This window comes from Janthinobacterium sp. BJB446 (assembly GCF_002735655.1).
In the GTDB taxonomy this organism is placed as follows: Bacteria; Pseudomonadota; Gammaproteobacteria; order Burkholderiales; family Burkholderiaceae_D; genus Janthinobacterium; species Janthinobacterium lividum.
The window spans coordinates 2,865,220-2,885,592 of the sequence record NZ_PDZK01000001.1; the positions used below are offsets into that span (position 1 = coordinate 2,865,220).

Here is a 20,373-nt window from a genome sequence, read left to right on the forward strand (position 1 = left end):
TCGTAACCATTTTTCAGCCTGCATTTTACTGCAAGTTGCGCCCAACGTTCATATTCGCCGCCGCTGCGGCGTCGCTTCTACCCTTGTCCCTTGCGCTGGCGGCGCCGGCGCAGCCACACGAACAGCGCGATCAGCAGCAAGATTCCCACGATGCCGCCCGGTAGCATGAAGGGCTGTGCACGCGCCAGCACGGGCTTCTCGCCGCCGCTGCGCGCCTGCGCCACATACGCGGGCGTGACGGACACATCCGGGTTACCGTACTGTTTCAATACGTAATTGGCGATCGAGGCGATCTGCTCATCCGTCAATGGCTGCACGTAGGAGCGCTGGTCGAAACGGGGCATGAACGCTTCGTGTTCTTCCCCTTCGATCTTGCGCTCGACGCCAAACAGCATGGCCGAGACCAGATTGGCCGGCGTATTGCCGCCCGTCGCCGTGTTGTGGAACAGGGCGGGATACGCCTGGCCCGTGCTGCCGGCGCCGCTGGCCGAATGGCAGCTGGCGCAGTAGCCGGAAAACAGCACGGCGCCACTGTTGAGCGAATGGTGCTCGGTGGAACCGGCCATGCCGCGCAGCAGCGGCTCTTCGCTGGCGGCGCTGCCATGGCTGAAGGCAGCTTTCGTCTGGCCCGGCGCGCGCACGGGCGGTACCGTGCGCAGCCAGGCCACGATGGCGGCCACGTCGTCGTCGCGCAAAAATTGCAGGCTGTTCTGGATGGCTTCGGCCATGCCGCCCGCCGCCTGCCCCCTGCCTTCCACGTGGCCCGTCTTCAGGTAGGCCGTGATTTCCGCATCCGTCCACGCGCCGATGCCGCTGACCTTGTCGGACGTGATGTTCGGCGCATGCCAGGAACCGAGCGACGCGCCGGCCAGGGTCTGGCTGCCGATTTCCGCCATCAGCGCGTTGCGCGGCGTGTGGCAGGCGCTGCAGTGCGCCAGGCCTTCGGCCAGGTAGGCGCCGCGGTTGATCTGCGCGCTCTTCGCCGGGTCCGGCACGAAGCGTTTATTGTCGAGGAACAAGGTATTCCAGCCCAGCATCGACAGGCGCACATTGAACGGGAATGGCAGGGCCGTCTGGCGCGCCGGCTCGTCGACAGGCTTGACGGCCTGCATGAAGTAGTAATACAGGTCGCCCACGTCCGCATCCGTCAGCTGCGCATAGCTGGTGTAGGGCATGGCCGGATACAGATGGCTGCCGTCGGCGCGCACGCCTTCCCGCAGCGCGCGCGCAAAGTCGGCTTCCGTGTAGTGGCCGATGCCGCCTTGTTTCGACGGCGTGATGTTCGTCGCGTAGATCGTGCCCAGCGGTGAATCGATGGCGTAGCCACCCGCATACGGCTTGCCGCCCGCTGCCGTATGGCAAGCCATGCAATCGGCCGCGATGGCCAGGTAGCGGCCCCGCTCCAGGCGCGCATCGGGACTGGCGGCGGCAGGCGCGGCCGGGCGGTCCGGCGTCAGGGTGACAGGCGGTGCCGGTGGCACGGCGTGGGCGGCCAGCGGCAAGCCGGCTGCCAGCGCCAGGCTCAGTAATAAACGGCGCATCATGCTGCCTCCCTTGCCAGGGTGCGGGCGATGTCGTCGGCCGCGCGCAAGCCGAGCGCGGCCATGCTGAGGGTGGTGTTGACCACGCTGGCCGACGGCATGGCGCCGCCGCCCGGCAGCCACAAATTGGCGTGGTCGTGCGCGCGGCAATTGCCGTCGACCACGGAGTCAAGACGGTTGCTGCCCATGATGACGCCGCCCATGATGTGGTTGTTCGCGTTCAGGCTGTCGGTGATATGGAATTCCACGGCGCCGAACAGCTTGCCGATGTGCTCGAGCTGCGCATGCGCGGCCTTCGCGCCATCGCGCACGTAGTCGCCCACGTCATAGTAGATGTCCGGGCAGGCCAGGCCCAGCGGGTCCTTGCGCGTCTTGCTCAAGGTCAAACGGTTGTGCGCTTCCGGCAGCGGTTCCAGGCTGATCGACAAGTCCACGCCGAACGCGGCGCGGCGGCGGATTTCATCGTCGAGGTCCTTGCCCACCAGTCCCAGCTTCAAGGACTGCTGCGTAGCGGGTCCGACGCGGGTGATATTGTTCAGGATCATCTTGTTGGCCGAATACTGCGCGCGGAAGGCACCGTCGCGCGGGCCCACCAGGCAGCTGCTCTGCGCAGGACCACGGCCCGTCCAGATCGGTTCATTGGCGAGGAAAGTACAGTGGAAACCCGAGTGGTCCATCATGTTGCGGCCGACTTGATCGGAACTGTTGGCGATGCCGTTCGGATTGTTCTGGTTGGCCGCCAGCAGCAGCAAACGCGGTGTTTCAATGCCGTTGCAGGCAATCACGAAAGCCTTGCCCGTCGCCATATGCGACTGTTTCTTCGCGTCATACCAGTGCACGGCCGTCACGCGGTTGTTCTGGTCCGTGTCGATGCGGTAGACGACGGCCTCGGCCAGCACGCCCGCGCCCTTCAACTCGGCCCGCTCCACGTGGTGGATGCCGTTGTACATGGCGCCGATGGGGCAGATCGGCTGGCAATTGTTATTGCCGCAGCACGTCGGGCGGCCCTGCCATGGGCGCGTCGAGCGGCCTTGCGGGATCGGCACGGAGCGGTAGCCGTGCGGGTTGACCACTTCGGCGAAGCGCTTGTCGCCATAGCCCCAGGGCACCATGTCCATCGGGTACGGCGCGCTGCGTTCGCTGGGCGACTGCAAGGCGGGATCGTTGGGGCCGGCCACGCCCATTTCCTGTTCGGCGCGGCAATAGTACGGTTCCAGCTCATCGTAGGAAATGGCCCAGTCGCGCCCCACTCCATAATCGCTTTTCATGCGCATGTCGGACGGCAAATGGCGCCAGCACGACGCGGCCCAGTGCCAGGTCGTGCCGCCCACCGTGCGCAGATAGCCCTGCTGGAAACTGCTGCCGCTGGGGCCGGACAATTCCACGTAGTTATTCTTCGGGAAATACAGCGGCGCGGGCGCGTTGTCCGCCTGCGGATACAGCCCCTGGAAGTCGGAGCCGACGCGGTTCTCGAACGGCATGTTGCGCCAGTTTTCCACGGCTTGGCCACGCTCGATGCGCAGGCCCGCTTCCAGCATGATCACGGAATGGCCCTGCGCGGCCAGCTGGTCGGCCATCATGGCGCCGACGACGCCAGTACCGACGATGACGACATCGGCGACGACGTCGCCATTACTCTTGAATTGGGGTGATTTCATTTTGCTTGCTTGCCTTTCGGTTCGGGAGTGCCGGTGGTGGCCGGGGCCGGTACGGGTTTTGGCGCCACGGGCGCGGAGACGCGCACGGCCGGCGGCGCCTTCAGCCACCACAGGGGGCCGTAATTGCAATAGGTCGGCACGACCTGGCCATCGGCCACCGTGCGGTACATCAACGCTTCCGCATACGCGACAACGATGGACTTCGTGCCCTGCGCCGCGTTGCCGACGACAGTGCCCGTGTACCAGGCGGCAACGATGGCCAGCGCCAGCTCGCGCAGGCCGGTGTCCGCAGCGCTGGCGGCCGCCAGCAGGGCTTTCGCTTCCTGGCCCGTGACGAGCAGCGCGCCCAGCTGCGGCAAGCGGCCGGCGAAGCCGGGCACGTTCGTGCGCATGGCTTGCTCGATGCGCGCCGCCGTGTCGGCGGACAAATCGCGGTGGCCCGTGATCGTTTGCGACAAGGTATAGAACAGCATCGTGACGGGCGCCAGGCCGGGTGCCGGAGCGCTGGCCGGCGCCTGCATGGCGGCGGACAGGGGATTGCTCCAGAAACCTGCCTGCGCCAGCAAGGCGGCCAGGCCGATCAGGGCGTGGCGGCGGCTGATGCGGGGAAGGGATGAAACGGATGTTGCAGATGGTTCGCTGCCTGGATGGTTCATGAGACTCCCGCAAGACTTGTTGTTTTATTGACTTCGATGATTGCGCCACATTGCATTTGCGCATACATGGAACCGGTTCCATATTATCCTACAGAAGTAAATTGTCTGCCAATGTAGTATTACGACCGAGATACTGGCTGGTGCAATTCCTGGATGGATTCAGGCGTGTCGCGCACGCTGAACGCCAGTCCCGGCTGGCCGCCCAGGCGGTAATGGAAGTCGAGCACGCTGCCGCCAGCCAGGGCCGGCTTGCCCGGCAGGGCCAGGGGCAGGTTCAGGCTGCAGTCATGGTCGCCCAGGACGATGTCGCCATGCACGCGGATGCGCGTCAGCAGGCGCGGCGCCTGCTCCAGCACGTCAGGCAGGCGGATGCTGGCGGCCGGCAAGCTGTCGCCCTGCTCGTCCTGCCTGCCCTGCCAGGTGCGCAAGGCGTCACCATCGAGGGCAAACACGCGGCCCCAGTCGGTGCACGGTGCATCCGGCGCGCGCCGGTCCAGGCCCAGGTGCACGGTGACGGATGCCGGCAGCAGCGCCGCCGCAGGCGCTTGCGCGTGCAGATTGCGCAGGATGGCCACCTGCGGCTCCTTGCCCAGCGCCGTATTCATGGTTTCACTGACGATCACGTCCGGCATGGCGCCGCCAGCAATGCGGTAGGCGGCCGCGTCGGCGCAAATGTATGCCGTGACATGGCTATCCAGGCCCAGGCTTGCAATCAGTTCGCGCGCATAGGCCAGGGTCTCGGCATGCACGTCGAGGATGACAAACTGCACCAAATCCGCATCCAGCACGGCCATCACAGGCAGGGCCAGCAAGGCGAACGGTCCGCAGCCCGCATACAGCACGCGCACCGGCCGGCCACCGCTCACCTCCAGGCGCTCGCGCACGGCCAGGGCCAGGCCCTGGATGAAGGCGGCGCTGCGGTACGGCTCGCGCGCGCACAGGCCCGCCTGCACGGGCGAGATGGCCCAGCCGCTGGGAAGAAAGCTTTCGCCGTCGCGCAAACCGTCCTGCCGGTCCATGGGCAGGCGCGAATGGCGTTCGACGAGCTGGCGCAGCTGCACCGTTTCGCCGACCAGGCTTGCCAGCGAACGCTGCGGATCGCACAGCGCAGCCGCGATGGCGGCCAGTTCCGCGCGTGCCGGATTCATGCGAGACTCCACTGGGAAGGCGGGATAAAGACAGAATGCATGGCGGCTTCCTTGAAATGATTGCAAGTACGCGGAAAAATTGGCAGCATAGCAAATAACTGTACGCCTGTTAATTTATCTCCAGCCGCAAACACCTACCGGAGCATCGATGCACGCCTTGCCGCTTTCCGACCTCACCCTCGTCCTCGCCAGCCTGCCCGCCCCCTACCAGTTGCGCGCCCAGCGCGACGGCGACGATGGCTTTGCCGCCGCGCTGTACAGTTCCACACGCGGCGACTTGCGCCAGATGCCGGCCGAGCCCGCCGTCATCGAACAGCTGATCGCCATGCAGCAGCGCATGCAAAGCCACGGCTACCGCCAGGCCTATCCGCACGCCGTGTACCTGGTGCTGCAGCACGGCGATACCCCCATCGGCCGCCTGATCCTGGACCGCCAGGATCAGGTGCTGCACCTGGTCGACATCGCCATCCTGCCCGCCGCGCAAGGCCAGGGCGCCGGCAGCGCCGTGCTGCGCGGCCTGCAGGCGCAAGCGGGCGCGGAGCAATGCCAGATCCACCTTGCCGTCAACAAAAGCAACGCCGCCGCGCGCACCCTGTACCAGCGGCTGGGCTTTCGCCTGCGCGGAGAAAACGAGGTGCAGGAGCAATTGGAATGGAGCGCGCCATAGTGCCGGCGCAGCATATCCCCAGCAGCTGGCTGCAGCTGTCGCTGCACTTCGACGTGGCGCGCATGCAGGACGACAGCGACCAGTTCGCCACGGACGAGTGGATCAGCCATTTCAATACGGGCGCCTACGACCAGGGCTGGAGCTGCGTGCCGCTGCGCTCGCCCGGCGGTGCAGCCGACAACATCATGCCCGTCGACGGCGCCGCCTACGCAGGCACGCCGCAACTGGCGCGCTGCCCCTGCCTGCGCGAAGTGCTCGACAGCTTCGCATGCGAGATCCGCGCCGCGCGCCTGATGGCGCTGGCGCCGGGCGCCATCATCCGCGCGCACCGCGACGCCGGCACGTCGCTGGCCGATGGCCTGATCCGCATCCACATCCCAATCCACACTTCGCCGCAGGTGCTGTTTACCATCGATGGTGAAACTGTCCACTTCACGGCTGGCCACGCCTGGTACATGGACGCCAGCTGCCTGCACGCGGTGCACAACCGGGGCACGACGCCGCGCATCCACCTCGTGCTCGACTGCGTCACCAATGCCTGGCTCGAAGCGCTGTTCGCCTCGGCGGGATTCGTGCCGAAAGCGGCCCACAAGTATGGCGACCCCGGCATCCACGATGGCAATGTGCGGGCCGTCATCGCCCAGCTGCGATTGTCGCCCTCGCCTGCCAGCCTGGCACTGGCCAGGGAATTGGCCGCCCTGGCCGACGGGAGCGCGCCGTGAGCGCCGCGCCGGGCTTGGCCCAGCAAGAACGCCTGCTGGCCAGGGGCGAGACGGTGGCATGGCACGAGGGCATGGATCTGCGCGGCTGGTATCCGCTGTACGTGGAGCGCGGCGATGCGCTGGCGGACGCTGCCATATGCTGGCGCGAGCTGGGAGAAACGGCTTTCAGCGACGCCTTCTTTGTCAATACGCTGACGCGCCAGCCGCACGAGGAGCGCCGCGTCTGCCGCACGCCGCTGGCCGCGCTGGCGACGCCCGGCGATTGCCTGGCGCCCGACGCCTTCATCTTCCACGTCTCGCGCTGCGGCTCAACCCTGCTGAGCCAACTGCTGGCGTCGTTGCCGCAATGCATAGTCATGTCCGAGCCGCCCGTTATCGACTCGCTGCTGCGCCTGCATCACGACAGCGGCGACCCGGCGGCCAGCATCACCCTGCTGCGCCAGGCCATCCTGGCACTGGGCCAGCGCCGCTCCGGCGAAGAATCACACTTCATCATCAAGTTCGACTGCTGGCACATCCACAGCCTGGACTTGCTGCGGCAAGCATTTCCCGGCACGCCCTGCCTGTTCGTCTACCGCGAACCGCTGGCCGTGCTCGCCTCGCACCAGCGCCAGCGCGGTCCGCAAATGGTGCCCGGCATGCTGCACCCGGCACAGCTGCCGCTGCCCGCGCACCAGCTGGCGCCGGGCGATATCGACGGTTATACGGGCCTGGTGCTGGCCAGCCTGCTCAACGCCGCCCTGCCGCATGCGGCCGCCGGCCAGTTGCAGTTAATTAACTACAAGCAATTGCCAGGCATCCTCTTCAGCGATTTATTGGCCCGCTTCGGCATCGCCACTACAGCGACGCAGCTGCAAGCGATGCGCGCGCGCGGCGGCGTGCATGCGAAATACGGCACCGTCTACCGCGGCGATCCGCCAGTACCAGCAGCAGACGGCCTGGCCGCCATCGCCGCGCAATTGCAACCGGGCTATCTGGCGCTGGAAGCGTTGCGGCTGCATGCCGGGCAAAGCCAATGACTTCCATGAAACCCAACTCTGACAAGGAGGCATGTCGACGTACCCGCTGAAGACCATGCGATAGATAGCTGTTCAACTACGGCGCAATCCCCGCGTGCAATGCGCCGCCCTTACAAGCAACCTGAAACTGACCCTCACACCATGATAAAAAAAATGACATTGGCAGTGCTCTTGACCGCCCTGATTCCCTTCTATGCATGCCAGGCGCAAACCACGGCGGAAGCGAAACCGGCTTCCGCGGAAGTCACCACCACCCTGACACCCGATATTGGCGGAATCAAGCAAGTGGTGGAAATCAGGACGGACGACGCGAACAAGCCCGTGCTGCTGTTTTTATCCGGCGGCCCGGGAAGCTCCATGATCAAAGGGGCGGATGCCTTTACGAATCTCCTGAAAAGCAGATTTACGATTGTGCAATGGGACCAGCGGGATGCCGGAAAAACCTTGAAACTGAATCCCTCCCCCACGCAGCCATCCGTCGGGCAGATGGAGCAGGACACGTATCAAGTCATCCAGTTTCTGCGCAAAGAGTTAAAGCAGGACAAAATATACTTGCTGGGCAGTTCCTGGGGCAACGTCCTGGGCTTTGATATCGTCAAGCGTCACCCGGAATTGCTGCATGCCTATTTCGCGTCGAATCCTGTCGTGAGCCAGCTGGAAAGCGAGAAGGAATTGCTGCAAGCCTTGAAAGTGCATTTCAAGGACAATGCCGTCGCCAGCCAGGAGCTGAACAGCATCAATTTTCCGTTTGCAAGTGACGAAAGCATGTTTTATTTAAGGAAATGGCTTTTTTACAAGGATGGCAAGGCATTTGCGACGAGCGAAGGTTTCAAGACGGGTTTTCTGCAATGGTCAAAAACTTGGTCGCCCGTCTGGAACGAGGTCATGAACATTGATTTGCCCAAGACCTTGAAGAGCGTTGACTGCCCCGTGTATTTCTTCGTCGGCAAAAACGATATCCAGACCTCGACCAGGATCACGCAAGCGTATTTCGAGACCTTGAAGGCGCCAAGGAAGGGCTTGTTTTTCTTCGAGCATTCCGGGCATCAGATACACCAGGATGAACCGGTGCAATTTCAAGAAGCCATCATCAAGACATTGGATGCGACTGCCAAGTTCTGATACGACGCCCCATGACATGGGGCCCTTTCCGAGGGCCGGCGCACTGGCCGGCGTACTGCCGGCCTAGTCGCCGGCAATGCTCGCCGCGGCCTTGCGGATCAGCGACGCCACCGCGCGGGCTTGCGAAGTGTAAATGGCATGACTCCCGGCAACTTCGACCACCGCCGAGCGACACGGGCGTCGCACGCGGGTCCTGCAACGCAAAAAGCCCAACCGGTGAAGGCTGGGCTTTTTGCTACTGCGTGTTCTGGCTCCCCGACCTGGACTCGAACCAGGGACCTGCGGATTAACAGAACGGGGCTCCCGCAAGGCTATGGGCACCAAGTTGAAGAAACGCAACGAGTTTTCCAGCCCCTACCGCCGTGGCCCTCAAGGACCGACCTAATACCGAGACAGTATGGCTGCTGCTGTGTCGGCGGCGGCAAAAAGCTGATGTAGATCAAGGGCTTGGCGCTGCCGAACGCCGAACAGGCACCGAGAGTAAGTCGCCATCAGTAGCGGGTAGTTAGTTCGCCCCCTTCCCGGAGCTAATTACATATCTACTGCTGAGTCGATTTCAAGAAGAATACGTTAGAAAGGTATATCGTCATCATCCTTAGTGCGCATAGCGTAACCAATAGCTTGAATTAGTGAAGAATCGGGGTTTCGGAGAAGACTTCCGAATTCTTGAGCGATAGAATCCTTATCCTTTAACTCCTTTCCAGCAGAAAAATTCTTTGACCCTTTATCGTATTGCCCCTCGAATATTGGATAACCACTTGCGGGGATTCTAAAGTAGAGCACATCTATAATCCGAGCTCGAACATTATTAACATCGGTATCGAAAAATACCCGAAAAGTACTACCTCTTAAGTCATTTGAAACCTCACCCAATGCCAGTGCAAATTTTTGACCAGCATTATTTTTTACAGATTCAGATACAGCTTCCACCACACCCTTCAAATCCGTCAATGCATCCTGAAATCCATCATTAACAACAGTTAATGATTTCCTTAAAATAGAATCAAAATCCATTTCATTTATCCTCAAATATGAATTTTTGCAACAAGGGGAAGATGGTCTGACAAACCAGAACAAATTCCTTTATCAGATTTAAACTTTAAAGGAATACCATCCGCTAAAAACTTGGCGGTCGATATTACATGCACATCATTCTCATCCAAAAAAGGAACACTATCCTGCAATAGCCCCCCGCTAACTATAATTTGATCGAAGTTATGCCACGTCCGCTCACTCTCCCAGTAAAACGTCCCAGCGCAATCATAAAATTTAGCATCGGATTTGGTTGCTGAGTGGGGGATTTTTTCGCCCATGAGTCGCCAGGACGTATTATACATATGAGCACGTTCGACACTATCGTCGGCCCTGTGAACCTTAGATTTGGATCTGGCCCGATGCCTATGAGCATATAACACAGCCATATTTTCATCGAAAGGTTCTTCATTTAAGTCACCGAGAACTACACAATGCCTAGATTCCCTATCGTCATTTAGGAATTGATAAATATATTTTGATAGGTGATCCGCAATACGGAAACGAGTTCGGTGAGACGCAGCTTCATCGAATCGCGACGTCCAATGACATGCAATGAATCTTATCGTAAAATTTTCGCAAATCGCGTCCACCACCGCCATAGCCCTTGTACCTTTTGGTGTGCCACTGACAACAATGGGTTCTCCTTCTACGAATTTCACATTACCTTTACTTTCATCAAATAGAATTCCTATTTGCAATGTTGGAGCACCTTTCAACACATCCAATGAAATTATTCGGTAATTAGGAAAGGATTTGTCACGTAGATGAGTCAAAGATTCTGAAGTCATTTCACAAAAAAAGGCAATATCAGGCTTCCCAACGGCAGTGGTTAGCTCGGAGAACGCCGCATCTACAAATTGTAGTTGCTCTTCGTAAACCTCCTTTGACTTAGGCCAACGAGTTCTCGGCAAGTCTGATTTTTCAGGTAAAAAATGATAAAAGTTCCCGGCATTCCACCAAGATATATTCAGCACAGGCATATTTATCGTACTCAAAACAAAATCGATTGAACTTGAATGGGTAGAAGCCACCAAAATAAATTTCACTCATTGGAAAAACTCTTAAAGAGCCTGCCAGCTTGAGTGAATCAGTGCGAGCTTCTGTCAAAAAACTCTTAATCATGCAAGAATAACATTTTCCCAGTGCGAATGCCTAATTATTGCAAGCAAAAAAGCGGCCAATACATGCACCGCCCCGCCTTCCTAAGCCGCTTCCAACATCTCCCCCACAACAACGCACCGCCCAGCCCCCATTAAAGCATCAGACGCGCTATTAGAGGCCTTCTCAAGCGTCCTCAGCGACAAGTGCGCGTACCGTTCAGTTACCTTCGTGTCCGAGTGCCCAAGGATCTTCTGGACCTCGTAGATAGTGTGGCCGGCATTGACCAAGAACGAAGCGAACTGATGCCGAAGATCATGTAAGCGCAGGTGCGGTAGTTTGGCCTTCACCCGCAACCGCCCCCAGACCTTATTGATAGCAGTCAGCCGCTCCTTGGTCTGCAAGTTGATGAACAGGTGGTCCGACTTACCCTCAGTACCGAGTTGGTCGAGAACTTCGATAGCGCTGCTGTTCAACGGGATCGAACGCACACGCTTTGACTTGGAGTTAGTCGCCGGGATACGCCACACCCCAGAACGCCTATCGATGTGAGCCCAATCAGCGTTCAAAGCTTCCGACAACCTGGCGCCAGTAGATAGCAGGAACAGCGCCACCTGGCAAACCATCGGCGGATCGTTTGCACGCAGCACAGACACCAGTCGATCTAGTTCGTCATCATCAAGGTAATGCTCGACTTTGTTATCCTCGTTGAACTGCTTGATGCCTAAGGCCGGGTTCTTGTCCAACATCTCCCACTCCACTGCTAAATTCAGCGAATGGCGGATCAGTTTAAGGTGATGGTCCGCACTTGCTGGTGACAGACCTTCGACCTTGACCGACGAATGGAAGTCTTGAATCTGGTGCCGAGTGATCTCATTCAAGCGCTTGCCGCCGAAAACGTCACGAATCCGCCGAAAAAGTTGCACGTCTCGATCCCACGAACGCTTGTGGGCCTTGGCATGCGGCAGATACTTCTCGTCAAAGAACTCCGAGTAGGTTATGACGGCCTTCCGAGCCCGTTCCTCAGCACGAGGGTCAGCCCCCAATGCAATCTCCGCCTTTTGCAGCTTGGTTTTCCTCCTCGCCTCACCTAAGCTGATTTCTGTAGTTCGACCAAGCTTCTGATGGGCGGTCTTGTTCAGGGCATTTTTATAGCGCAGATAGTAGGTGCCCTGCCCTGGACTTGTAGCGCGGACCTCGACATATAGGCCGGTGCGGTCGGCATCGCAGTATTCGATACGGGCCATCCCTTCTGGGCACGTTAGTTCCTTCGTGATAAATGCATCGGTAAGTTTTACTACTGGCATGCACGCTCCTTTAGTATTGATGTGAACACAATGGGTTGGTGAAAATGGGGACAGGGCTCACGAACTGCGGCCCTGAAATCCTGAAAAGCTGAAATCCTGAAAAGCTGCGGCGCTGGGGTAGGCATGAAAAGGGCCGAAGTTAGCCCAAGCTCAGCCTACCGATGGCCGCTCTATATCAGACAGCCTCTCCGCCACCTTGACCTAGTAGTGTGTAGGTGTTTGCCCCGCGTGCTCCTCTTACAAATTGCCAGTAGTTTGTAACTGGGTCAGTACCTGTGTATTTTTCAAGGATGCCCCCTACGATGCGCTCACTAATACCAACAGTTTTGGCCACGCCCTTGATGAGCTTCATTTTTGTATTGGTACCCTCGGAGATGGCATTCCTTAGTGCGTCAACGACCGGCATTTCGTTTTGGATCTCAACAACCTCTTTCAATTGAAGGAGCATCGAGTAGTCTTCCTCTTTGACAGAGAGCAGCATCGCATCATAGGGCGTACCCGGCTCATTTCTGTATCGGTATGCGACCGATACTTCGACGTTGCCACGGCGCTTGAGGTTCTCAAACTCGACTACTTTCCAACCGGGTTCCGGTTGTACCTTCAGCGTATCGAGTATGTAAGCGCAGTCAAAGTCATCTACGATATCAGTCGTTCCGGCGTACGTTTTCTTTCCATTGGCACCGGGATTTTTGTTCGTATGGCCCAGTACAATCACACTTCCTCCTTGTAAGCAAAACCGGCGGATTACTTTCGAGAAATCAGTGCTACGAGCTTTGTCCATCGTGTCCACGAACTTTTTCAGAGTGTCGATCACAATAACGACACCGCGAGCAGTGCTGGTCTCAATCATGGTCTCCATCGCCTTTCGGAAGTCAGACGACTGAAACCCTTTGTAGCCATCAGCCAGCATTTCGAAACCGTATTCAGATGCGATTTTGACCTTTTCAACCAAACCAGTACTGTTATCATCCATATTGAGATAGAACACTTTTTTCGGATCTACTACCTTTCTGTCAATCGCATCAGTAAGCAAACGCAAGGTTAGCAAGGTCTTGCCCGTATTAGGTGAAGCAAAGATCGCCGTCGCCTGCCCCATAAGCGCGATATTCCCAAGCAAAGGTACCTGCTCAACCATTTGACGCTCAAGGGTTTCAATATCGTCGCTGATGGAGTACTTGCCCAAAGGGTGAGCCGCGACTTTTCCCTGTCTCTGCTGGGGTTGATCCTCCGAGACCACCACCGTCTGGCACTGCTCAAAATTATCATTGTCACCCTGCGCAGTTTCCGCGCGTCCGGAGACGGCAACACCTTTTTTGGAAGATGCTGCCATCGCCCTCAAAGTACGTATAGTCTTGGGATGTTGTACGCCGCTCTTGAAGGAGTGCCACTTGTTTTCAAGTGCCTTGAACCCTTCATATTTTTTGCTAGTGCGACTCCACTGATGGGCGAGCTCCAGTCCGTCATCGCTGCCATTGGTCGAGTGATGAATCGCTACCAAAACACTGAACCAATCACTATAGTTACACTCTGAGTTCAGTACATCTAGCAACGCCTTCAATTCAGCCAAAATACGCAGCTGACCTTCAGCGTCTGCCGGGACACATGAGGGAAGATTCATACTTGAGCTCGCATTTAACATTGCACAGTTCCGGGCAGTAAGCGGTGGTAGACCCAAGCCCTCGACAACCTGAGAAACGGTGTAGCGGCGGTCAGATGCCCAATGCACGAGGCGGCAGCGAAATGCATCACCAGAGGGTGGCATATACTTCGGTTTACCATTTATTCCCTGTGGCAGTCGAGCCCAACGAGTAGCAGGGCCGGTCGCACCCGGATCACATAGGCCTGCGTTGATGATGGCAGTAAATAACTGCGTTAGTTGCCCATGATCCGTCATTGGAGAGTCAAGAATAATCCCAGCCTGATAATTGCCCGCACTCGTCTCGATTAACCAGGAAGGTTTGAACTCGGCTAGGCGAGAGAGAGGCACCTTGCTCCCAACATCATCGAGCATGAGGAAATGGGCTGCGGCGAAGTTGTCCTTACGTGCCTTGATGAGGCCGTCTTGGCTAGGTATAAAGCTCGCACAGTTCAGGTAATTGTTGGCATTGATCGGGAGCGCGCCGTGCAAACGATTGATGGAGACTGCTGGCCAGCCGCCTTGACTTGGATCACCATTTTTTGAGCACACTAGCGCAGAGGCTCGTTCCGGCAAAATACGAAATATGGCCGCAACAAAATCAGCATTGGAAACTTGCGAAAGCTCTGACGATACAGAGTCACAATCCAACATCTTTGCAACGTGCAGGTCGGAATACGAAGGTACTACGGAATCCAGCACAGGGGCTTCATCCCACTGATCCAGATCAAAATTTTCTAATTGGTTTTTCATTGACGCTCATGGTTAGAGCGCCCGCATGAGGGTACGTGAAGATCGGCCAGCGGACGCACTTCAGCCGTTTCACGTCCATGTTCCTTGCACTACATAGGCTAATTGCCTGGGCTTCTGTTCTATATGACATTGGATGACCGCATGGAGCAGTACATTTCGCCGTCATAGATAATGTTATGTGGCTTAGAAGGCGAGGCTGCCTTCGCTGCACTGGTGATGCGTCCATCAGGGTGTTCCAGCTTCTGGATGGATACTTGTCGAAGCTGGCCTTTTTGCAAGGTGGGGTAGGACTATAGATCATCGAGGGATTCGCCGTCAACCGAAAAACTCTAGGTTAGATAAAAATTTCGCGCCGAGCAAAATTGCCTAAGATGGACTGGGGAAATTAGTGATGTCGGTGCAGGGCCATACACACTAGCCCTATGTGGCGGCAGCGAGGCCCGCAGCTTTTCAGGTTTTCAGATTCGCAGCTTTTCAGGCCCTCCCCCCTACACGTGGGTCCGTGTGCCCCACCGAAACAGAAACTGCTGAAGCGCCTACACGTACCGGCCTCACATTTTCAGATCTCAAATTGGCCCCTCCCGGTATGATTTCGTCGGCATTAAATCACATCTCCAAGTCATTGATCCTCATCAAATTTGCACACTAAAATACTGTAAAGAGGATATGGAGGGCCGAGCGCTCATGAGAACCCCAACCCTCCCATACATCATCCAACACCACAACCTGACAAAAAAATTCTCAGAGAGTGCTACTCTATTTGCTTAAGGGCGTTCGTATAATTTCCCTCCTGAGCAACCCTCATCATGAATTCGACTTGGCAACTATGCACTGTGCGGGGTTCGCAATCTAAAATACTTACTGAAGTAACAACTTCATTAGGCACTTCAACAATAACCATATCACTCCTCATTTAATTTTCGATCCTGCGACGAATAAAATTATCAGTACAAAAAATGCTGCCAGGATAGCCTTAGGGCAAAGAATCACTATAGTTAGCAAGCCGGCTATGGCTCCCTGCTGCATGCTTGGAAAAGTTAAACAGACAATGCAAATTAACACTATGGATGTAGCGGATGCGAGCAAAAGTTCTCCTCTCTTATAGAGTGCCACTTATTATCCAAGCCAATTTTTAGTTGTAGTTCGGTTATAGCTCGGTGTTATCTTAAAGTCGCGGCAAAAAAGGAATTTCTTCTTTAAACTCAACAACTTAGTTTTCACCATTCCAAGAGACCGCCGGACTACAACTACGTTAGTGTCATCTATCGCTTCTTCGACTTCGCTATCGGCATAGGCTTGGCCGTCGATACTTCATCACTCTCGATGGCCATACCCGACTCACCGACATTAATGGTGTCGGCCAGTATCTTCATCTCCACAAAGAACTGATCTGCATTGGCGCATTGGTAATAGCGCCGCATATCTTCCATGTGGATCACCAGTCCTTCGGCCTTCAACACTGCCAGGATGAAGCCAGCGGTATTGACTGACCTGCCAGCGAACACACTATTGAGCGACGACGATGTGACTGCGTCTTTCGACTTCTCCTTATCAAAAATGGTTTTCAGAGATGTGGAGGGCACCCATTGATCGCTGAAGAGGCCACTCCCAGAGTTGCCATGAATACGAAAGCTGACACCGTCATTGAACTCCGTACCGGCCTTGTCAAGCAGATCACTTCTGCATCCGATGTGGTAAGTCAGGCTGGATCGACCTGACAGCGATGGGCACACTCCAATCTTCAGCACCCTCACTTCTGTGTCGTTATTGATCAAACTTTCCATACGAATTCTCCTGTAGTTAAAATTTAGAAGGTGATCAACACCTTCATATAAGATGGCTATAAATTCGCAACACATTTACTGCTGCTGGCTGTCAGTACCAGTAGCCGTAGTCGATAAGCTCATTCCGCAGCAACTCAACATAAATTCGGTCCGGGTCAGGTGACTGCAAAATATCTGAGGCCTTCAAGAACACTTTGTCAACATGAGGCCCTTGTGCGTTCTCCATCACGTAGTCCTTCATCGAACGGAAGTCATCAATCTCCACACCGAGCATCGTGGGATCAATGGGGAACTTCACTTCGATATAAGCGTCGGGCGGCAGGCCATCCAAATGCTTCGATATGCCAGAGATCAGAATGACAATACCTTCTGAAAGCAACCGATCATTGACGACCGGATCCCCCAGTGGGTCAGGCCCGAGGTTGACCATGTACTCATTGAGCGGGCATTGGAAATATGCGGCCCCGGAAGAACTCAGGTTGATGCTCGCACCGGACCAGTAGGCGATGATGTCTGCATACTTTTCTGGAAGATCAGGAGCGCCATCAAAGATGCAGCCGCGCAGGTTGGCCGGAGCCGACAATGCAATTGGACGACCTATTGCAACTGGGTCAATGACCATTGCATCAACAGGCAGCACGGCCAGCTTGAGAACGTTTGCGTTCTTCAAATGGTAGCCAGGCCGCTTGTCGAAATCAGGCGTCTCGTCGCTCAAATTAAGCCGGTCGTAGTAGTCCAGGTCCTTGATCGCTTGTGCTGTTTCATAGGCCTCGTTCGTGACGTAAATAGTTGCTTGCATAGGTACTCCTCATAATTAAATGATTGGTTAGTGGGATGAGTTGGTGTGATGAGTGCTGCGAGAAATGCTGATGCTGCGGTGGATTCTGAAATTCTGAAAGACTGCTGAACTACTGACGAAGGGGATTTGAAACTAGGAAGGGGTGACGCGAGGGATGATGATGTGAGGTGGTGCTACTGCGACATGCTGCTACTGATGGCTGGCGATCAGGAATCCTTTCTTGATGAGCTTGGATTTGTGCCGCTGCTCAACCAGCGACCGGTCAGGCTGAAATAGGTCCATGCTCCTGCCGCCAGGGACTGCCTGTGCTACCTTGTTGTGAATCGCTTCGTGTATCGCATCCTCACCAATCAGAGGGTCGAAAAAGAAGCCCTTGTTGAACCCAACGCGATCGACGGCATACTGTGCATTAAAGATGAAGCGTTTGGCATCGGCCGCCGAATCCATCAGTATCAGCTGGATCGACTTCCCTGCCCGTACTGACTTGCCCATGAAATAGCGAGGATAGGCACCTTCTGGCGACACCTCCTTGAACGCAAAGCCGAACTGACAGGCCAAGGTATCCATCACGCCGGTACTGAGCGAGATTACATCGATGTCGTTATATTCAAGATGCACTGCTGGGTCTATTAGGTGCCGGACAAAGCCGCCGAACAGGTAAGCATCAGGATGCGCCATCAGGAAAACAGCGAGTGCCTCATTGTCTTGAACGATCTCATGCCCCGAGCAATCAATGGTCGAGAGATACCGACTACTGAGACACAATGACTTGGACACAAAGGCGATCCCGCTGTGGCCGAAGGACATTCCTGCCGCATCAACAGGAAAGATGCTGTTGAAGTTCTCACGCAGCACCAGTCGCCTTCTAAGCCGCTTATGCAATGCCGCGTACTGAGGCTTCAACTCCAATAGGTCAGCCATTGGCAAAGGCGGAAGCACCAAGGAGAACTCGATATCAGGGTGTTGGCTTGAGCTATGCCATAGGTGCTGATAGCTATCCAGCATCTGAAGAACGTCATCGTCCAGGGAGATCGATACGTAGTCAGCAATGCCCGTCAACTTCGCCACATGCGGCACCTCCCTGGTAATGACGCGGACCTTATAGCCCTCGGCCTTAATGGTGTCCGACATCAACAGCAATGCCGGAAAGTTTTCATCGAAACGGTACAGGGGGTCACCGCCGCCACTGATCGTAATAAACGACTTCTTGCACTGCCGTACAAATGCTGTCACATCTTCTGAGGACTGGGCTCCTTGCGGCAGTAGTGGTGAGCCGCGCCAGTTGCAGTATGCGCAGGCCTTGGAACATCCGAATCCCCTCTCCTTCCAGTTGACGATGATCGTAAAGTTTACGTGCTTGGTGGTGGATATGCTCATAACGCTCCTTCCTTTCTTAAAATTGATGGACGAAAAAATGGCCCGCCCACCGTAGGGTGAGAAGGCCAATTTAAAACTAAGGCATGCATCTACAACAACTATCGTTCAATTAGTAACCATGAACTCATCATAATTATCACACTGATAATAGGCTTTCTTGGGACCTAAAATACTGCAGCTCGACGTGCCATTGGGTACGACCGCCTCACAAATTGCCGTCCATTGACCAACCGTTTTCCCAGCGCTAGTGACGGCGATAAATTTAAGCATTGGACGAGATTTCCCCTTTCCTGACAAGTCCGTATACGTGCCGCTATCCAGCACGCAGCCTGTTTTCACAAAGCTGAACTTCGCGCCCTCTCCCGAGAATCTTATCGTTTTTGGTGGGGGCAACATGGCGGCACATCCTCCCAATGCCGTGATGACTGCCACTAAGATTGCACACTTCAATTTCATACTGCTTCTTCGAGATAATTTCATTTTCGAACGGGTCCTTGTGGTTGTTACGGTTACAGAGAAGTAAAATGACGATCTCAAATACTAAGGATTCCTTAGTGTGAGGTCAACAAAATACTAAGATTATCTTAGCCTTTAGGGGCTGAGAATGCGAGTGTTTGGGAAAAGGATGAAGGAAGCACGTAAGCATGCCGGCCTATCACAAGAACGACTAGGCGTGCTGGCAGGAGTTGACGAGATGTCGTCGAGCGCTAGGATGAATCAATACGAACGAGGCAAGCACGAACCAGACTTCTCGATGGTCGAACGAATCGCCAAGGTTCTCAATGTGCCTGAGTCATATTTCTACGCGAAAGACGATGAATCCGCTTGGCTACAGGTAGTGTTTCATCGGATGTCGGCTAGTGACCGCGAACGGGTCACACTGGCCGTACGTGAGTTCCTATCTTAAACTGCGAAGATACATGATGGTTTGCTGAGTCCAGCGATTGGCATGCCGTTAAAATGTCACAACGAGTGTTGATCTTTTGTGTCCTCTATCAGGAGCGGCGTCCCAACGCCACAGTACTAGTTGCCCCCCGATCTATCAGTATACTAGGCTAACATCCAAAGTTCCCGACTATCAAGATGTTTATGGGATCATGAGAATTCCAAAAGAGGACTAGACTCAAGCAAATAAATCTTTCAAATTAACATCGCTGGACAAGTAGTCCTAGTTAACCATCTAGGGCTATCTTATAGAGCGAACTCTCAATATTTTCATCGTCCATTGCCCTATGAATCGTTTACCATGCTTTGAATCCGCACAGCTAGAGGCTGCTTGCAAGGTCTTAGGTGATACGGCCAACGGCCTGTCTGGGAGCGAGATCGGATACATCTTACAAGAGATTGAAGTGCCCGACCCAACGCCGTCAATGACGAAATGGAAACGCATATTCAATGCACTAGCGGAAGCACAGAATAAGCACGCTGTCGGCAATCATCTCATTATGCTCGTCAACAAGGCTATGGCTCCGGCAAAATACACATCTACCCCTGAGCTATTCTGTTGGCGTCAAGATGGCCTCAACGTGGCTCTTGCCTTTGCTGGCTACGCGGTTCGCGATGATGGCAAGGTCATACACACAACACGAGAGACAACTGTACAAGGTGCTCGCACTCGCGCTGGGCGTTTGCAATCACTGCTCAAAGGTCGCGCTACCCATGACGAGGTATTGAAGTACTGCAGGGCGGAACTGCTTGAGGAGAATTACTTTCACGCAGTCCTTGAGGCCGTCAAAGGAATTGCAGAACGACTTCGCCAAATGTCCGGCCTAGGAAGCGACGGTGCAGAGCTGGTCAACCAGGCGTTATCAACGAAGACACCAGTAGTAGCATTGAACTCCCTTAAGTCTGAGACCGAAGTAAGCGAACAAAGGGGTATTGCCAACTTACTTATCGGCGTGTTTGGTGCAATACGAAACCCTACCGCCCATACACCTAAAGTCATATGGGCTATGCCAGAACAAGATGCCATTGATGTGCTTGGGATTCTTTCGTATGTTCATAGAAAGCTCGACAACGCAAACATCTCACGAACCAATTGAGTGACTGCA

17 protein-coding genes are annotated in these 20,373 nt (G+C 55.7%); 6 read left to right on the forward strand and 11 right to left on the reverse strand.

The features are described from left to right. Positions 1–77 precede the first annotated feature (77 nt). The 4 genes from CSQ92_RS12730 to CSQ92_RS12745 form a co-directional block, all read right to left on the reverse strand. A complete protein-coding gene (locus CSQ92_RS12730; protein ID WP_257219201.1) occupies positions 78–1,544 on the reverse strand; it encodes a c-type cytochrome in 1,467 nt (488 codons plus the stop codon). Beyond that, positions 1,541–3,199 carry a GMC family oxidoreductase gene (locus CSQ92_RS12735; RefSeq protein ID WP_092606243.1) on the reverse strand — a complete coding sequence of 553 codons (1,659 nt, stop codon included), beginning with the start codon at positions 3,197–3,199 and terminating at the stop codon, positions 1,541–1,543. Before CSQ92_RS12735 ends, CSQ92_RS12730 begins: the two co-directional genes overlap by 4 nt. Beyond that, the gene (locus CSQ92_RS12740) at positions 3,196–3,855 is read right to left on the reverse strand and encodes a sugar dehydrogenase complex small subunit (RefSeq protein WP_099394276.1); all 660 of its coding nucleotides are present in this window, start codon (positions 3,853–3,855) and stop codon (positions 3,196–3,198) included. The genes CSQ92_RS12735 and CSQ92_RS12740 overlap by 4 nt, the downstream gene beginning before the upstream one ends. 119 nt (positions 3,856–3,974) lie before the next feature. After that, positions 3,975–5,003, reverse strand: a complete 1,029-nt coding sequence (locus CSQ92_RS12745; protein ID WP_099394277.1) for a hypothetical protein — start codon at positions 5,001–5,003, stop codon at positions 3,975–3,977. A gap of 148 nt (positions 5,004–5,151) precedes the next feature. On the opposite strand from CSQ92_RS12745, the gene CSQ92_RS12750 reads away from it, so the two are divergent. From CSQ92_RS12750 to CSQ92_RS12765, 4 genes are all read left to right on the forward strand, one after another. After that, complete coding sequence (locus CSQ92_RS12750; protein WP_099394278.1) at positions 5,152–5,670, forward strand: GNAT family N-acetyltransferase; 519 nt, start codon at positions 5,152–5,154, stop codon at positions 5,668–5,670. After that, positions 5,655–6,392: an aspartyl/asparaginyl beta-hydroxylase domain-containing protein gene (locus CSQ92_RS12755; RefSeq protein ID WP_099394279.1), complete on the forward strand. Its 738-nt coding sequence runs from the start codon at positions 5,655–5,657 to the stop codon at positions 6,390–6,392. Before CSQ92_RS12750 ends, CSQ92_RS12755 begins: the two co-directional genes overlap by 16 nt. After that, on the forward strand, positions 6,389–7,411 hold the full coding sequence (locus tag CSQ92_RS12760) for a sulfotransferase (protein ID WP_099394280.1): 1,023 nt from the start codon (positions 6,389–6,391) through the stop codon (positions 7,409–7,411). Before CSQ92_RS12755 ends, CSQ92_RS12760 begins: the two co-directional genes overlap by 4 nt. Before the next feature lie 99 nt (positions 7,412–7,510). Next, positions 7,511–8,533, forward strand: a complete 1,023-nt coding sequence (locus CSQ92_RS12765) for an alpha/beta fold hydrolase (protein ID WP_230520921.1) — start codon at positions 7,511–7,513, stop codon at positions 8,531–8,533. A gap of 570 nt (positions 8,534–9,103) precedes the next feature. Here CSQ92_RS12765 and CSQ92_RS28740 read toward each other — a convergent pair. The 7 genes from CSQ92_RS28740 to CSQ92_RS12795 form a co-directional block, all read right to left on the reverse strand. Then, positions 9,104–9,547, reverse strand: a complete 444-nt coding sequence (locus CSQ92_RS28740) for a hypothetical protein (protein WP_143450355.1) — start codon at positions 9,545–9,547, stop codon at positions 9,104–9,106. Between the two features lie 11 nt (positions 9,548–9,558). Next, on the reverse strand, positions 9,559–10,614 hold the full coding sequence (locus CSQ92_RS28745; RefSeq protein WP_180277003.1) for an endonuclease/exonuclease/phosphatase family protein: 1,056 nt from the start codon (positions 10,612–10,614) through the stop codon (positions 9,559–9,561). Positions 10,615–10,770: 156 nt separating this feature from the next. After that, the gene (locus tag CSQ92_RS12775; RefSeq protein WP_099394281.1) at positions 10,771–11,973 is read right to left on the reverse strand and encodes a site-specific integrase; all 1,203 of its coding nucleotides are present in this window, start codon (positions 11,971–11,973) and stop codon (positions 10,771–10,773) included. A gap of 175 nt (positions 11,974–12,148) precedes the next feature. Then, positions 12,149–14,362, reverse strand: a complete 2,214-nt coding sequence (locus tag CSQ92_RS12780) for a PriCT-2 domain-containing protein (RefSeq protein ID WP_099394282.1) — start codon at positions 14,360–14,362, stop codon at positions 12,149–12,151. A 1,262-nt stretch (positions 14,363–15,624) separates the two neighbouring features. Further along, entirely contained in the window at positions 15,625–16,146 is a 522-nt protein-coding gene (locus tag CSQ92_RS12785; protein ID WP_099394283.1) for a hypothetical protein, read from the reverse strand. Positions 16,147–16,237: 91 nt separating this feature from the next. Further along, positions 16,238–16,945, reverse strand: coding sequence for a hypothetical protein (locus CSQ92_RS12790; RefSeq protein ID WP_099394284.1), 708 nt, complete (start codon positions 16,943–16,945; stop codon positions 16,238–16,240). 189 nt (positions 16,946–17,134) lie between these two features. Continuing rightward, positions 17,135–18,322: a radical SAM protein gene (locus CSQ92_RS12795; RefSeq protein WP_143450357.1), complete on the reverse strand. Its 1,188-nt coding sequence runs from the start codon at positions 18,320–18,322 to the stop codon at positions 17,135–17,137. 625 nt (positions 18,323–18,947) lie between these two features. Here CSQ92_RS12795 and CSQ92_RS12800 point away from each other — a divergent pair. Continuing rightward, complete coding sequence (locus tag CSQ92_RS12800) at positions 18,948–19,229, forward strand: helix-turn-helix domain-containing protein (protein ID WP_257219202.1); 282 nt, start codon at positions 18,948–18,950, stop codon at positions 19,227–19,229. Between the two features lie 325 nt (positions 19,230–19,554). Further along, on the forward strand, positions 19,555–20,364 hold the full coding sequence (locus tag CSQ92_RS12805) for a TIGR02391 family protein (protein WP_099394287.1): 810 nt from the start codon (positions 19,555–19,557) through the stop codon (positions 20,362–20,364). Positions 20,365–20,373 lie beyond the last annotated feature (9 nt).